Source organism: Phocaeicola fibrisolvens, assembly GCF_025567125.1.
GTDB lineage: Bacteria > Bacteroidota > Bacteroidia > Bacteroidales > Bacteroidaceae > Phocaeicola > Phocaeicola fibrisolvens.
This window is the reverse complement of record NZ_JAOQJI010000016.1, coordinates 39,242-54,610: the sequence shown is the minus strand read 5'-3', so window position 1 is coordinate 54,610 and position 15,369 is coordinate 39,242. Positions and strand designations below refer to the sequence as shown.

13 protein-coding genes are annotated in these 15,369 nt (G+C 41.9%); 11 read left to right on the top strand and 2 right to left on the bottom strand.

Annotated elements, in window-relative coordinates:
* The first annotated feature begins 88 nt into the window (after positions 1-88).
* The 9 genes from gap (at position 89) to OCV81_RS08675 (ending at position 11,384) form a co-directional block, all read left to right on the top strand.
* A complete protein-coding gene (gene gap / locus OCV81_RS08715; protein WP_072543158.1) occupies positions 89-1,099 on the top strand; it encodes a type I glyceraldehyde-3-phosphate dehydrogenase in 1,011 nt (336 codons plus the stop codon).
* 123 nt (positions 1,100-1,222) lie between these two features.
* The gene (gene miaA / locus OCV81_RS08710; RefSeq protein ID WP_148329686.1) at positions 1,223-2,134 is read left to right on the top strand and encodes a tRNA (adenosine(37)-N6)-dimethylallyltransferase MiaA; all 912 of its coding nucleotides are present in this window, start codon (positions 1,223-1,225) and stop codon (positions 2,132-2,134) included.
* A gap of 5 nt (positions 2,135-2,139) precedes the next feature.
* A complete protein-coding gene (locus tag OCV81_RS08705; RefSeq protein WP_148329685.1) occupies positions 2,140-3,072 on the top strand; it encodes a diacylglycerol/lipid kinase family protein in 933 nt (310 codons plus the stop codon).
* 1 nt (position 3,073) lies between these two features.
* On the top strand, positions 3,074-3,877 hold the full coding sequence (gene kdsA / locus OCV81_RS08700; protein ID WP_148329684.1) for a 3-deoxy-8-phosphooctulonate synthase: 804 nt from the start codon (positions 3,074-3,076) through the stop codon (positions 3,875-3,877).
* Between the two features lie 38 nt (positions 3,878-3,915).
* On the top strand, positions 3,916-5,097 hold the full coding sequence (locus OCV81_RS08695) for an OprO/OprP family phosphate-selective porin (RefSeq protein ID WP_148329683.1): 1,182 nt from the start codon (positions 3,916-3,918) through the stop codon (positions 5,095-5,097).
* A gap of 101 nt (positions 5,098-5,198) precedes the next feature.
* Positions 5,199-6,473 carry a serine--tRNA ligase gene (gene serS / locus OCV81_RS08690; RefSeq protein WP_148329682.1) on the top strand — a complete coding sequence of 425 codons (1,275 nt, stop codon included), beginning with the start codon at positions 5,199-5,201 and terminating at the stop codon, positions 6,471-6,473.
* A 298-nt stretch (positions 6,474-6,771) separates the two neighbouring features.
* A complete protein-coding gene (locus tag OCV81_RS08685) occupies positions 6,772-8,709 on the top strand; it encodes a glycogen debranching enzyme N-terminal domain-containing protein (RefSeq protein ID WP_148329681.1) in 1,938 nt (645 codons plus the stop codon).
* 14 nt (positions 8,710-8,723) lie between these two features.
* The gene (locus tag OCV81_RS08680) at positions 8,724-9,995 is read left to right on the top strand and encodes a glycosyltransferase family 4 protein (RefSeq protein WP_148329680.1); all 1,272 of its coding nucleotides are present in this window, start codon (positions 8,724-8,726) and stop codon (positions 9,993-9,995) included.
* Positions 9,996-10,010: 15 nt separating this feature from the next.
* On the top strand, positions 10,011-11,384 hold the full coding sequence (locus OCV81_RS08675; RefSeq protein ID WP_148329679.1) for a glycoside hydrolase family 57 protein: 1,374 nt from the start codon (positions 10,011-10,013) through the stop codon (positions 11,382-11,384).
* Positions 11,385-11,473: 89 nt separating this feature from the next.
* Here OCV81_RS08675 and OCV81_RS08670 read toward each other — a convergent pair whose 3' ends face one another.
* The gene (locus OCV81_RS08670) at positions 11,474-12,928 is read right to left on the bottom strand and encodes a DUF4270 domain-containing protein (protein WP_148329678.1); all 1,455 of its coding nucleotides are present in this window, start codon (positions 12,926-12,928) and stop codon (positions 11,474-11,476) included.
* A 24-nt stretch (positions 12,929-12,952) separates the two neighbouring features.
* A complete protein-coding gene (locus OCV81_RS08665) occupies positions 12,953-13,771 on the bottom strand; it encodes a glycogen/starch synthase (RefSeq protein WP_148329677.1) in 819 nt (272 codons plus the stop codon).
* A 255-nt stretch (positions 13,772-14,026) separates the two neighbouring features.
* Between OCV81_RS08665 and panC the strand changes: the two genes are divergently transcribed.
* The gene (panC, locus tag OCV81_RS08660) at positions 14,027-14,872 is read left to right on the top strand and encodes a pantoate--beta-alanine ligase (protein WP_148329676.1); all 846 of its coding nucleotides are present in this window, start codon (positions 14,027-14,029) and stop codon (positions 14,870-14,872) included.
* A gap of 6 nt (positions 14,873-14,878) precedes the next feature.
* Positions 14,879-15,229, top strand: coding sequence for an aspartate 1-decarboxylase (gene panD / locus OCV81_RS08655; protein WP_148329708.1), 351 nt, complete (start codon positions 14,879-14,881; stop codon positions 15,227-15,229).
* The last annotated feature ends 140 nt before the right edge of the window (positions 15,230-15,369 follow it).

Below are 15,369 nucleotides of genomic sequence, written 5' to 3'. Positions count from 1 at the left end.
AATAGATGACATTTTAATACTTCTCTTTGATTACAAATAAGAGTGAGTGTTTATAAAGCAATTATAAAACCTTTAAATTTTAAACAAAATGATTAAAGTAGGTATTAACGGTTTCGGTCGTATCGGCCGTTTCGTATTCCGTGCAGCTCAGAACAGAAACGATATTCAGATCGTAGGTATTAACGACTTGTGTCCGGTTGATTACTTGGCATACATGTTGAAATATGATACTATGCACGGTAAATTCAACGGTACTATCGAAGCTGACGTTGAAAACAGCAAATTGATTGTTAACGGTAAAGAAATCCGTGTAACTGCTGAAAAGAATCCTGCTGATTTGAAATGGGATGCAGTTGGCGCTGAATACGTAGTTGAATCAACTGGTTTGTTCCTGACTAAAGAAAAAGCTCAGGCTCACATTCAGGCAGGTGCTAAATATGTAGTAATGTCAGCTCCTTCTAAGGATGACACTCCGATGTTCGTTTGCGGTGTTAACGAAAAGACTTACGTTAAGGGTACTCAGTTCGTTTCTAACGCTTCTTGTACTACTAACTGCTTGGCTCCGATTGCTAAGGTTTTGAACGACAAATGGGGTATCACTGATGGTTTGATGACTACAGTTCACTCTACTACTGCTACTCAGAAAACTGTTGACGGTCCTTCTATGAAAGACTGGAGAGGTGGTCGTGCTGCTTCTGGTAACATCATCCCGTCTTCAACAGGTGCTGCTAAAGCTGTAGGTAAAGTTATCCCGGCTTTGAACGGTAAATTGACTGGTATGTCTATGCGTGTTCCGACTTTGGATGTATCTGTAGTTGACTTGACTGTAAACTTGGCTAAACCGGCTACTTACGCTGAAATCTGCGCTGCTATGAAGGAAGCTTCTGAAGGCGAATTGAAGGGTATCCTGGGTTACACTGAAGATGCAGTTGTTTCTTCTGACTTCTTGGGTGACACTCACACTTCTATCTTCGATGCTAAAGCTGGTATCGCTTTGACTGATACTTTCGTTAAGGTCGTTTCTTGGTATGACAACGAAATCGGTTATTCTAACAAAGTATTGGATTTGATTGCTCACATGGCTTCTGTAAACTGCTAATTAGTTTAAAACCATATAGCAAAGGCCGTCAGGATTTTCCTGGCGGCCTTTTTTTTGCTCATAATCGTGCTTGTTGTGCAGAAAAAGGTTATCTTTGCTGCCGAACTCCTCAATTTTGTTCTTATGAATTATGATTTGATTACGATACTTGGTCCTACAGCCTCAGGAAAAACTTCTTTGGCTGCGGCACTGGCAGCGCGTTTGAAAACGGAAATTATTAGCGGAGATAGTCGGCAGGTGTATCGTAGGATGGATTTGGGTACAGGGAAAGACCTATCGGATTATGTAGTAGACGGATATCGGATTCCTTATCATTTGATTGATATTGTGGATCCGGGATATAAATACAATGTATTCGAATACCAGCGGGATTTTTTAGCGGCGTATGAAGACATGAAGGCCAGAGGACTTATGCCGATTTTATGTGGGGGAACAGGCATGTATTTGGAGTCAATATTGAAAGGCTACCGTCTTCTTCCTGTGCCGGAAAATAAGGAGTTGCGTGCACGTCTGTCTGCCAAGTCTTTGGATGAGTTGACTGAGATATTGAGTCACTATAAGAAGTTGCATAATTCCACAGATGTGGATACCGTGAAGCGGGCTATCCGCGCCATTGAAATAGAAGAATACTATTTAAAGCAGGATGTCAATGCGCGTTCCTTCCCGGAAATAAACAGTTTGATTGTCGGAGTAGATATTAACCGTGAATTGCGGAGAGAAAAAATTACCCGGCGGTTGGAGAAGCGTTTGGAGGAAGGGATGGTGGATGAGGTGAAATCCTTGTTGGCTGAGGGTATCCATCCGGATGATTTGATTTATTATGGATTGGAGTATAAGTATCTTACCTTGTATGTGGTTGGAAAGCTTTCGTATGAGGAGATGTTCACCCAGCTTGAAATAGCCATACATCAGTTTGCCAAACGGCAGATGACATGGTTCAGGGGTATGGAAAGAAGAGGATTCCACATTCATTGGATGAATGCGGAGGCTTCGACCGAGGAGAATGTAAAACGAATTATGGATTTGATAAATTAACGGATATGGCAGTAGAACCAGACAGATGGGGGGTGATATATAACCCTAAGGCCGGAAGTCGTAAAGCGCAAAAGCGCTGGCGGAATATTCGTGCTTACATGGACGAGTGTAAAGTGAAGTATGACTATGTGCAGTCGGAAGGATTTGGGTCTGTGGAACGTCTGGCAAAAACGATGGCGAATAACGGATATCTTACCATTGTGGTGGTAGGAGGTGACGGAGCCATGAATGATGCGTTGAATGGAATCATGAATTCCGAGGTGGAAGACAAACAGAAAATTGCATTGGGAATCATTCCGAATGGAATCGGAAATGATTTTGCCAAATATTGGGGATTGAGTTCGGACGATTATAAAATGGCAGTAGATGTCTTGATTAACCGTCGCTTGCGGAAAATTGACATTGGAGTCTTTTGTTATTTTGATGGGGAGCAGCACCAGACCCGTTATTTCTTGAATGCGGTTTATATGGGATTGGGAGCCCGAATTGTACGGATTACGAATGAAACCCGTAGATTTTGGGGAATTCCATTGATATCTTATCTTGCTTCTTTGTTTTTGGTGGCATTTGAACGGAAATTATATCGGATGCATTTGAGGGTAAATGATGAACATATTCGTGGACGTATCATGGCTGTGGCTGTGGGGAGTGCCTATGGGTATGGGTTGACTCCAAGTGCAGTGCCTTATAATGGATGGCTTGATGTGTCTGTTGTATATCGTCCTGAACTTCGTGAATTGGTTTCAGGATTGTGGATGCTACAGCAAGGGCGATTGCTGAATCACAAAATCGTGAAACCTTATCGTACGCGATGTGTCAAGGTATTGCGTGCGCAAAATGCGGAAGTCAGTTTGGATGGGCGTCTGTGGTTAGACCGTCATTTCCCGATTGAAATAACTATTTCTCCAGAAGCGATAACTTTGATAATACCTAATTAATATGATAAAGAATATTTCTGATTTAAAGCGAAAAGATATGTTTTTCCTGCTGGCAGGACCGTGTGTAATAGAAGGAGAGGATATGGCTCTTCGTATTGCGGAACGGATTGTGAAGATTACGGATAAGTTGCATATTCCTTATGTATTTAAAGGGTCCTATCGGAAAGCGAATCGGTCGCGACTGGATTCTTTTACGGGCATTGGAGATGAAAAGGCACTGAAGATTCTGGCAAAAGTGCGGAATACGTTTGATGTACCTGTCGTGACGGATATTCATACGGAACCGGAAGCAGAAATGGCTGCTGAATATGTGGATGTTTTGCAGATTCCCGCTTTCCTTTGTCGACAGACTGATTTGCTGGTAGCGGCTGCCCGTACGGGAAAGATAGTCAATATCAAGAAGGGGCAGTTTCTTTCACCGGCAGCCATGCGGTTTGCGGCAGATAAGGTGGTAGAGGCAGGAAACGACCAGGTGATGTTGACAGAACGTGGAACGACATTTGGGTATCAGGATTTGATTGTGGATTACAGAGGTATACCTGAGATGCAGTCGTTCGGCCATCCGGTGATATTGGATGTAACTCATTCTTTGCAGCAGCCCAATCAAACTTCAGGTGTGACTGGAGGAATGCCGCAGCTCATCGAAACGATGGCAAAAGCAGGAGTGGCTGTGGGAGTGGATGGCTTGTTTATGGAGACGCATGAGGATCCCTCGAAGGCAAAAAGTGATGGAGCCAACATGTTGAAGTTGGATTTGCTGGAAGACTTGCTTGTAAAATTGGTTCGTATTCGCCAAAGTCTGTAATCTTTATGTGGCGGTTCAGGAACATGGTAAAAAAATACATGAAACGGAGTGGTATCATCTTAGGTCTGTGGTTGGGAGGAGTGACAATGGCAGCCGCACAGAGTGAACCGATGATATCTTTTGGGGAAGAATCCTTGTTGGAACGGTTGACCGACGGTCAGCGAAAAGTCGATTGGGCAGATATGAATATCCAGTTCTGCTCGGCAGTGGATGCGTCTTTTCAGAATGGAGAACTGGATGAGGCAGCTTTCAAGGTGCAGCGTATTCGTTTGGAAGTGCTGGGAGGATTCCATGAGAAATTTACGTATCATTTCCGCCAGTCCTTGAATCAGTACACAACGCCAAATATTCCTTTGGACAATCTTTCCGGGTCGGTGGAACTGGCCATGGTAGGTTGGCAGTTGAATGATAAGTGGAAGTTGACTGCAGGAAAGCAGCCTGTACAGTTCAGTGGGTATGAGTGCTGGGTGAATGCCATTAAAGTGCGACATTATTCTGATTTTAACAATACGATACCTTGTTATCAGGCAGGTTTGAATGTGGCTTATAAAATGAACGACAGTCATGAATTCAATTTTCAGTTAACTAATAATCGGAATGGTGACAGCAATGATCAGTTCATGTACGGTTTGCCTGAAGGGGTGGAGCCGACCAAAATACCTTTGCTGGCTACAGTAAACTGGGACGGATATTTTGTAAATCATGCCATGCAGCTTCGTTATTCTCTTTCGTATGGGCAGTTGGCCAAAAATAAAAATGTCTTTTATTTTACCTGCGGTAATGTATGGGACAAGAAGCCTTTTTTGGGGTATATTGATTTTATGTATTCCCGTGAAGGAATTGATTCGAAAGGATTGATTAGTGGAGTGACCGTACAGGATGGAGCAGGGCAGACTTTGTCGGATGTGGATTACTTCACGACCATTTTTAATTTAGATTATCGGGTAGCTTCTCATTGGAATGTATACGTGAAGGGAGTCTATGAACAGGGCAATGTGTTTAAATCATCCGGCAATATCTCGGCGGGTACTTATCGTCGGGTTTGGAATGCACAGCTTTGTGCTGAGTATTATCCATTGAAAAACAGTGAACTGCTTTGTTATTTGCACCTATTATATAAAAATGTACATTTGACGGAGAGAGCTCGTCGATGGGGAGCAGAAAGTTACAATCATCAGCGAATCTCATTGGGATTGGTTTACACTCTTCCTGTTTTCTAGAAGGAACTGATTTTATACGAGACATCTGTTTACGTATTCAAATAAAAAACTATATCTTTGCAACACAAAAGAGTGAGGATTATACTAAAAAGTAAAAAGATATGCTTACCATTAAACAGATTACAGAAGATACCGACAAGGTTATTCGTGGATTGGAAAAAAAGCATTTTGCTAATGCAAAAGAAACAATTGCCAAAGTGCTTGAATTGAATGATCAGAGACGTAGTGCACAGAATCAATTAGATAAAAATCTTTCAGAAGTGAATTCTACATCGAAAGCTATTGGTGCGTTGATGAAAGAAGGAAAGAAGGAGGAAGCTGAAGCTGCCAAGGCTCGTGTAGCTGAGATTAAGGAAGTTAGCAAGAATCTGCAGGCAGAAATGGATAAGGCGGCAGAAGATATGCAGAATTTGCTTTATACTATTCCGAATGTTCCTTATGAGAGCGTACCAGAAGGTTTTGGTGCAGAAGACAATGTAGTAGAAAAGATGGGAGGGATGGAGACTGAACTTCCAAAAGATGCACTGCCTCATTGGGAACTTGCAAAAAAATATGATTTGATAGATTTTGATCTTGGTGTAAAGATTACAGGAGCTGGTTTTCCTGTATATAAAGGAAAAGGAGCGCGTTTGCAACGTGCTTTGATTAATTTCTTCTTGGATGAGGCTCGTGCAGCAGGATATGAAGAAATAATGCCTCCTACAGTAGTCAATGCGGCTTCTGGTTATGGTACGGGGCAATTGCCAGATAAAGAGGCACAGATGTATCATTGTGATTTGGATGATTTGTATCTGATTCCGACAGCTGAAGTCCCGGTCACCAATATTTATCGTGATGTGATTTTGGACGAGAAACAGCTTCCAATTAAGAACTGTGCATATACGCAATGTTTCCGTCGTGAGGCCGGTTCTTATGGAAAGGATGTGCGTGGTTTGAATCGTCTGCATGAGTTTTCTAAAGTGGAATTGGTACGAATTGATAAGCCGGAACATTCAAAACAATCTCATCAAGAAATGTTGGACCATGTGGAAGGCTTGTTGAAAAAACTAGAACTTCCTTATAGAATTCTTCGCCTTTGTGGAGGGGATATGAGTTTTACGGCAGCACTTTGCTTTGATTTTGAAGTATATTCTGAAGCACAGAAACGTTGGTTGGAAGTAAGCTCTGTTTCTAATTTTGATACTTATCAAGCTAATCGTTTGAAATGCCGTTATCGTACAGCCGATAAGAAAACTGAACTCTGTCATACGTTGAATGGTTCTGCTTTGGCTTTGCCGCGTATTGTAGCTGCATTGCTTGAAAATAATCAGACTCCGGAAGGTATTCGCATTCCGAAGGCACTCGTTCCGTATTGTGGCTTTGACATAATAGATTGATAAGAATAAGTAAGTCTTTTAATATTTGAGTGATGTCGTCTGACACCCTTATCTTCGGGAGGGGGTGTCAGACGATTTTTTATGCTTTATGGGACTGATTGAAATGCTTTATATATGCGTGTGAGGCATTTGTAGGCTTATATTTGGCTTAAAGATGTTTTTTGTAGAAAAAAGAGGATTTAACGGCAAAAAAAAGGCAATTTGGTTTTGCTATTAGTTTTTAATCATTAATTTTGAGGTGAAATAAATATAACATCTTTTTAGAACGAATATTAATTTATAACCTTAATATACAACTATGAGTTATTTACGATTTGACAAAACTATAATGACAAATCTGGAAGAAACTCTGACTAGAGAAATTCTTCGTACGAATCGCTCGGGGGCATATCATTGTTCGACTATCGTTGACTGTAATACCCGCAAGTATCATGGTTTGCTGGTAATACCGGTGCCTGAGTTGGACGATGAAAATCATGTATTGCTTTCTTCTTTGGATGAAACGGTCATTCAGCATGGTGCAGAATTTAATTTGGGTTTGCACAAGTATGGAGGTGATAATTTCAGTCCAAGAGGTCATAAGTACATCCGAGAATTTGAATGTGAGAAAGTTCCGACTACAATTTATCGTGTCGGAGGAGTAGTATTGAAGAAGGAGAAGGTTTTTGTACATCATGAAAACCGTATATTGATTCGGTATACATTGATGGATGCACATTCTGAAACGACTCTTCGCCTTCGTCCTTATTTGGCATTTCGGAGTGTGCGTCAGTATACTCATGAAAATGCACAAGCCAGCCGTCATTATGATCTTGTGGAGAATGGAATCAAGACTTGTATGTATCCCGGATATCCGGAGCTTTACATGCAGTTGAGTAAAGAAAATGAATTCTGTTTCCATCCGGACTGGTATAGAGGTATTGAATATCCCAAGGAGCGTGAACGGGGATATGATTTCAATGAAGATTTATATGTTCCGGGCTATTTTGAAGTTAGTATCAAAAAGGGTGAATCTGTCACATTTTCTGGTGGGGTTTCTCCGATAGAAACACTTTCTTTAAATGCTTTGTTCGTGGCCGAAGTGGAGCAGCGTACTCCACGTAATAATTTTAAGAACTGTTTGATTAACTCTGCTCATCAGTTCCTAAATAAACAGGAAGGTGAATCCTACATTTTGGCTGGATATCCTTGGTTTAAATGTCGTGCACGCGACATGTTTATCTCTTTGCCAGGACTGACTCTTTCTATTGGAGAGGTGGGTAAGTTTGAAATGATAATGGATACTGCCATAAAAGCTGTTTATTCATTTATGGAAGGAAAAGACATTCATCTTAAGGTGACGGAAATTGAACATCCGGATGTACTTTTATGGATGGTATGGGCCATACAGCAATATGCCAAGATGGTGTCATGGGATGAGGCAAGAATGAAGTATGGGAAATTGTTGAAAGACGTGATGGAATATCTTGCCGGTAGCAAACATCCAAATTTGGCGGTACACGATAATGGTTTGGTTTATACAAATGGAAAAGAAAAAGTGGTCACGTGGATGAATTCTACAGTCAATGGACGTCCGGTGGTGGCCCGAACGGGATATGTAGTAGAATTTAATGCGTTATGGTATAATGCCCTCTGTTTCGTAGCTGATTTACTTGCTGGGGACGAGGGCTTTGCTGCATATTTACACCAGTTCTCGGAGAAAGCCGCTCCTTCTTTTATACATACTTTTTTGAATGAATATGGCTATTTGTTGGATTATGTAGACGGAGATATGATGGATTGGAGTGTACGTCCGAATATGATTTTCGCGGCAGCATTCGATTACTCTCCGCTCGACTCCAAACAGAAGAAAGGGGTGATTGATATTGTAACCAAAGAATTGCTTACTCCGAAGGGTCTTCGTTCTCTGAGTCCGAAGAGTGGCGGTTATAATCCGAATTATGTAGGTCCTCAACTTCAGCGCGATTATGCATATCACCAGGGGACTGCATGGCCTTGGTTGGAGGGTTTCTATCTGGAAGCTTACTTGCGTATTTATAAGCGGAGTGCAATTTCTTTTGCAGAGCGTCAGTTGATTAGTTACGAGGACCAGATGACTTGTCATTGTATAGGTTCCATACCAGAATTGTTTGATGGCAATCCACCTTTCCAGGGAAGAGGTGCCATTTCGTTTGCGATGAATGTAGCTGAGATTTTACGTACATTGAATTTGTTGGAGAAATATAACAATCAATAAGAGGAGGAGTTTGTATGAAAGTTTTGATGTTTGGTTGGGAATTTCCTCCTCATATTTTAGGAGGATTAGGCACAGCCAGTTATGGATTGACTCATGGACTTGCCCAGCAGCAGGATATGGAAATTACTTTCTGTATTCCGAAACCTTGGGGAGATGAAGATCAGAGTTTTTTACGTATCATAGGAATGAACAGCGTGCCCATTGTGTGGCGTGACGTACAATGGGATTACGTAAAAGACAGAGTGGGGAGTTATATGGACCCACAGCTTTACTATGATTTGCGTGATCATATTTATGCGGATTTCAATTACATGCACACGAATGATTTGGGCTGTTTGGAATTTTCAGGAAGATACCCGGATAATTTGCATGAAGAAATTAATAACTATTCTATCGTGGCCGGGGTAGTGGCCCGTCAGCAACAGTTTGATATCATTCATTCACATGATTGGCTGACTTATCCAGCAGGTATCCATGCAAAGCAGGTATCAGGAAAGCCGCTGGTTATTCATGTACATGCTACAGACTTTGACCGTAGTAGAGGCAATGTAAATCCTACAGTCTATTCTATAGAGAAGAACGGTATGGATCATGCAGATTGCATCATGTGTGTGAGCGAGCTTACCCGTCAGACCGTAATCAATAAATATTATCAGGATCCTCGCAAGGTATTTACCGTACACAATGCCGTATCTCCGCTTTCTAAGGAGATTCAGGATATCCAGGTAAAGAAGAACCCCAAAGAGAAGATTGTGACCTTCTTGGGGCGTATCACTATGCAAAAGGGACCGGAATATTTTGTGGAAGCTGCCGCTATGGTTTTGAAACGCGCCCGTAATGTACGTTTTGTGATGGCTGGAAGCGGTGACATGATGAATGCCATGATTCGCCTGGCGGCGGAAAGAGGTATTGCCGACCGATTCCATTTCCCGGGATTCATGAAAGGAAAACAGGTGTATGAGGTTTTGAAGTTGAGCGATGTATATATCATGCCTTCGGTATCCGAGCCGTTTGGTATTTCGCCGTTGGAAGCTATGCAGTGTTGTGTACCGACGATTATTTCCAAACAGTCTGGTTGTGCAGAAATCCTTTCCAAGTGCATAAAAACCGATTATTGGGATATACATGCCATGGCAGATGCCATCCATTCTATTTGTACCAATGATTCATTGTATGAATATCTCCGCGATGAAGGAAAGAAAGAAGTGGATGGTATTGTATGGGAGAAGGTCGGCGTGAAGATTCGTGGACTTTACGAGCAAGTCTTAAAAAATTATGGTAAATAAAAACAGCAATACGATATGAAAACAATTTGTCTTTACTTTGAAATACACCAGATTATTCATCTGAAACGTTATCGTTTCTTTGAAATCGGTTCGGAACATTATTATTACGATGATTATGCCAATGAGCAGGGTATGAATGAAGTGGCTGAACGCTCTTATATTCCTGCTTTGAAAACCCTGATTGAAATGGCAAAAGCGTCAAATGGAGCATTTAAGGTCGCATTGTCTATTTCAGGAGTTGCTTTGGAACAGTTGGAGATTCATGCGCCTGCAGTCATTGAACTATTGCATGAGTTGAATGCAACCGGTTGCTGCGAGTTCCTTTGCGAGCCTTATTCACACGGCTTGTCTTCTTTGAAGAATGAAACCTGCTTCCGGGAAGAAGTAGAACGTATGCGTGTGAAAATTAAGGATTATTTCGGTCAGGAACCTAAGGTATTCCGTAATTCCAGTTTGATTTACGATAACGAAATTGGAGGCATTGTAGCCGATATGGGTTTCAAAGGAATGTTGGCTGAAGGTGCGAAACATGTATTGGGCTGGAAGAGTCCTCACTACTTGTATCATTGCGCTGAGAATCCGAATCTGAAACTGTTGCTTCGTGACTTTAAGTTGTCTGACGATATCAGCTTGCGTTTCTCCAACAGTGAGTGGAGCGAATATCCGTTATTTGCCGATAAATACATTGGTTGGATTGCTTCTTTGCCGGAAAACGAACAGGTCATCAATATTTTTATGGAACTCTCTGCATTGGGTATTTTCCAGCCCTTGTCTTCCAATATTTTGGAATTCCTGAAAGCGTTGCCTGAATGTGCCCGTCAGAAGGGTATCACGTTCTCTACTCCTTCAGAAATTGTGACTAAGCTGAAATCGGTAGATATGATTGATGTGCCTTATCCGATGTCATGGGTAGACGAAGAGCGTGATATTAGCCCATGGTTGGGTAACGTGATGCAGCGTGAAGCTTTTGATAAGCTTTACAGCGTGGCAGAACGTGTACACTTGTGCTCAGACCGTCGAATCAAGCAAGACTGGGATTACCTGCAGGCAAGCAATAATTTCCGTTTCATGACCACCAAGCAGATGGGAGTGGCTTTGGATCGTGGTATTTGTGATTCTCCGTATGATGCGTTCACCAATTACATGAATATTTTGGGTGACTTTATTGCTCGCGTCAATTCTTTGTATCCAGTGGATATGGAAGATGAGGAATTGAATTCATTATTGACTACCATACGTAATCAGGAAGAAGAACTGGTACAGTTGAATGACGAGGTAAAGCATTTGAAAGCGGAGTTGGCGGATAAGGAGCAGACAGAAAAGGCTCCGGCTGCAAAGAAAGCTCCGGCTAAAAAGGCAACAGCTAAGAAAAGTACCGTAAAGAAATAAGAGATTGTAGTTAGTTGTAGTCTGATAGAAAAATAAAAAATCCTGGAATCAATCATTCCAGGATTTTTTATTTATAGTTTTAAATGAATTTATTTGTTGAATTTCGGTCTTGTGTAAATCACTTCCATGCTGATTTTTTCACCTTCTTCACCTCCTACCAAGCGTGCTGAATTTACTTCCAAGTCGTGTGAAAGTCCGATTGTATTCCCTTGTGAATCGGTTTCAGTTTTTACTGGAATTAATACCATGGCATTGTATGTATCCCATCCTTCTGCCGGCTCTTCTTTTGTTCTCATATCACTGAATATTTGGCTGATTAAGCGGTTCACCTGTGAGAACGAATAAGAATTGGTGGTGCTGTTGTATGTCCCTAGGAATGTTGTTTTACTGTCATAATTCTGCTTTTGTTCAAAAAAGTCTTTTACTTCATTTTTTCGAATCAGCAGTAAGTTCTGTGGGGTACCCATTTTATAAAGGCTGTTTTGAGATGTTTCACTGATATTCTTGTATTTGGTGAATGACATAGATACTGAATTCAGTGTATCATTTCCTAAAGCTTCATACATTTCTTTCAGCGGGAGTTTTACTTCTGTACAAAGTCCGGCTGGAGTCTTTAAGTAGGTATTGTGAGTTTCTGCTTTCAATCTGTTCAGTGCATCTGCTGAATTGCTCAATCGAGTTGACATATATACTTCATTGGTTGCCGCAAAAGGAATGGAAGTATATGCCAGAGAGTCTACTTTTCCAGAGGAACTTTCTACCAGATAGCTGACTTTCATACGCAGCCAGATAGCTCCAATATATAGAATGGAACCTTCTCCACTTGTGTTATGCACATAAAATCCAGGTAGTACATTGTGGATAAATGAGTAAGAATCCTTGAAGTTGTTTTTATCCTCGATATATTTCCTTTTCAAGAATTCGCTGAATGTTTCTTTTCCTTTTTCTTTGCTTGATTTGTCCAAGTCGATAATCAGAGGAGGATAATATCCATTGGCACTTTTGATGGAATCAATTTGCTCATCGGTCCATGAATTGTTACGTACGGCATAATCCTGTTCAGCCAAAGCTTCTCCATTTTTGTCATAAAAATCTTCCGGATTGTACGAGGTGTAATATAAACCCAAGTCTTCGCCGTTGTCATCAATTTCCCGGTTCAGCATATCCACTCTCACTCGCATAGGTGCCAGTGAGTCGCCAAAGAAACTGGAGTATGATAGTTCCAGCGTGGTGGCTACAATATCTTGCATCGTTTCCGGAAATTCAAACTGTTCCGTACAGTTTATCTGTGTGATGAAGTCCGTGGTGTAAGTACCGAAGTCGGGATCGGTAAATTTTCCCAGATAGGCATTACTTGTACGAGAAAATACACCTTCTTCATTCAAGTCCGTATATTTTAATGTACGTGTAGTGGCCTCGAATGTTTGAGCCGATGCGGTAATTTCATCTGCATCAGCCACGAATTCACCAACACCTGTAGTGGTGTCATCACAACTGTAGAGTGTGGCTGCAAGTCCGAATGCGGCCAAGAACTTAAGTTTCATTTTCGTCCTTTTTTTGTATTTATATTATTCGGCTGCATCGAACACCTTGTCGTAGAATGCATCACATGCATCTGCATAGGTGTCGGCCGATGAGTATTCAAGTACCGGAACGTTCAGGCTTCGAGCGTAGTCCAGTACATTTTGGTTGACAGTTTTATCATTCTGGATTACTCCGTCGGAGTAAGCTACAGCCAGTTTACAAAGTTCTTCGTAGTTTACCGGCGATGTCATCATGCTGACGTCTTCGGAGGTAATTTCTTTGAAGAGAAGTTGTTCCGGGAAGTTAGGAGCCAAGTTCGACTTGAATCCTTCTTCATAAAGAGAAAAGATGACTTTTGAGTCGCGGAAAGAAGGTTCGTCGTAGTAGGCTTTTTTGATGTAAAGAGGAACCATGGCGCTCATCCATCCATGGCAATGAATGACATCCGGACACCAGCGTAATTTCTTTACAGTCTCCAATACGCCACGTGCATAAAAAATGGCCCGTTCACCGTTGTCTTCGTAATCATTTCCATTTTCGTCACATGTCATCTGCCGATGTTGGAAATAGTCGTCATTGTCAATGAAGTATACTTGTCGGCGCGCAGCCTGGATGGAGGCCACCTTAATAATCAGCGGGTGGTCTGTATCGTCGATAATTAAGTTCATTCCAGACAGGCGGATTACTTCGTGCAGCTGGTTTCTGCGTTCGTTTACGATGCCCCATTTCGGCATGAATGTCCTGATTTCGCGTCCTTTGTCTTGTATGGCTTGCGGTAAATTCTGGCCGATTAGTGCCAAGTTGCTTTCAGGTACGTAGGGAGTAATTTCTTGTGTAATGAATAAAACTTTTTTCGCGCTCATTGTATTATAGTTGCTCTTAACAGTTTGCAAAGATACAAAAAATACGGCAATGAAGCGAATTGGCAGCCGTTTATAAATCCTTATAGTATGTTAATGTGTTGATAGACAATATGGTATAATAGTGTTTGTTCTACGTTATAGGTAATGCAAAATCTGTGAATGTAGAAAGAATTTTCGGTTTCCGTTTCTTTTTGTGGCAAATAAATAGTTACTTTGCAGCCGTTTTCTGAATTTATGATTAAAAACAGGAATAAGATGAAGCTAATTCAAACAATCAGTGAGCTTCGCGCCGAACTGGATGCTTTCCGTAAAGAAGGAAAGACAATCGGATTGGTTCCGACGATGGGAGCTCTGCATGCAGGACACGCTTCGTTAGTGAAACGTGCCGTGGCTGAAAATGATGTAGTGGTAGTGAGTGACTTCGTGAACCCTACACAGTTTAACGATCAGAATGACCTTTTGAAATATCCGCGTACGCTGGAGGCGGATTGTGCGTTGCTGGAATCTTGTGGGGCCACGCTGGTATTTGCTCCTTCGGTAGAGGAAATGTATCCGGAGCCTGATACCCGTCAGTTCAGCTATGCACCGCTCGATACGGTAATGGAAGGAAAATATCGTCCGGGACATTTCAATGGAGTTTGTCAGGTAGTGAGCAAGTTGTTCTTGATAGTAGCGCCTGACCGGGCTTACTTTGGTGAGAAAGATTTCCAGCAGCTGGCTATTATCCGTGAAATGGTACGCAAGTATCCTTTTGATATCCAGATTGTGGGATGTCCGATTGTGCGAGAGGAGGACGGACTGGCTCTAAGTAGCCGGAATGCACGTCTCACTCCGGAGCAACGGAAGGAAGCCGTGCAGATATCAAGAGCTTTGTTTGCCAGTGTGGATTTCAGCAAGTCGCGTATCCTGATGGAGACCAAGCAATTTGTGGAGGATTGTATTCGCCGTGCGCCAGGTTTGGAGCTGGAATATTTTGAAATTGTGGATGGCAATACACTTCAGCCTGTAAGAGCATGGGATGAAAGCAATTATATTGTGGGTTGTATCACAGTATATTGTGGCGATGTACGTTTGATTGATAACATTAAATACAAAGGATAACGGATGATGATGATTGAAGTGTTGAAATCAAAGCTTCACTGCGTAACGGTGACGGAAGCGAACCTGAATTATATGGGCAGCATTACGATTGATGAAGATTTGATGGATGCGGCCAACCTGATTGCCGGAGAGAAGGTGCAGATTGTAGACAATAACAATGGAGAGCGTTTTGAGACTTATATTATCAAGGGCGAACGCGGATCCGGGTGTATTTGTCTGAATGGGGCTGCGGCCCGTAAGGTACAGGTAGGAGATGTGGTGATTATCATGTCGTATGCCTTGATGGATTTTGAGGAAGCGAAGGGATTTAAACCGACGGTGGTTTTCCCGGATACGGCGACTAATCGTCTTTTGTAGACTCTGTTTTAGATGATATAAAAGAGCGGTGCCGGAGGAGAAGTTCTCTTTCCGGCACCGCTTTTTTATAGGTATTAAAAACGCTTTTACGTTTTATTGGAAACGCTTCGACGTTTAGCACAAAACGCTTCGACGTTTGA

What these genes read in the sequence shown, in the direction of transcription:
- OCV81_RS08705 (WP_148329685.1), top strand. Translation starts at nt 2,140, where the DNA reads ATGGCAGTAGAACCAGACAGATGGGGGGTGATATATAACCCTAAGGCC.
- OCV81_RS08670 (WP_148329678.1), bottom strand. Translation starts at nt 12,928, where the DNA reads ATGAAACTTAAGTTCTTGGCCGCATTCGGACTTGCAGCCACACTCTAC.
- gap (WP_072543158.1), top strand. Translation starts at nt 89, where the DNA reads ATGATTAAAGTAGGTATTAACGGTTTCGGTCGTATCGGCCGTTTCGTA.
- OCV81_RS08695 (WP_148329683.1), top strand. Translation starts at nt 3,916, where the DNA reads ATGAAACGGAGTGGTATCATCTTAGGTCTGTGGTTGGGAGGAGTGACA.
- OCV81_RS08680 (WP_148329680.1), top strand. Translation starts at nt 8,724, where the DNA reads ATGAAAGTTTTGATGTTTGGTTGGGAATTTCCTCCTCATATTTTAGGA.
- OCV81_RS08675 (WP_148329679.1), top strand. Translation starts at nt 10,011, where the DNA reads ATGAAAACAATTTGTCTTTACTTTGAAATACACCAGATTATTCATCTG.
- kdsA (WP_148329684.1), top strand. Translation starts at nt 3,074, where the DNA reads ATGATAAAGAATATTTCTGATTTAAAGCGAAAAGATATGTTTTTCCTG.
- OCV81_RS08685 (WP_148329681.1), top strand. Translation starts at nt 6,772, where the DNA reads ATGAGTTATTTACGATTTGACAAAACTATAATGACAAATCTGGAAGAA.
- panC (WP_148329676.1), top strand. Translation starts at nt 14,027, where the DNA reads ATGAAGCTAATTCAAACAATCAGTGAGCTTCGCGCCGAACTGGATGCT.
- serS (WP_148329682.1), top strand. Translation starts at nt 5,199, where the DNA reads ATGCTTACCATTAAACAGATTACAGAAGATACCGACAAGGTTATTCGT.
- OCV81_RS08665 (WP_148329677.1), bottom strand. Translation starts at nt 13,771, where the DNA reads ATGAGCGCGAAAAAAGTTTTATTCATTACACAAGAAATTACTCCCTAC.
- panD (WP_148329708.1), top strand. Translation starts at nt 14,879, where the DNA reads ATGATGATTGAAGTGTTGAAATCAAAGCTTCACTGCGTAACGGTGACG.
- miaA (WP_148329686.1), top strand. Translation starts at nt 1,223, where the DNA reads ATGAATTATGATTTGATTACGATACTTGGTCCTACAGCCTCAGGAAAA.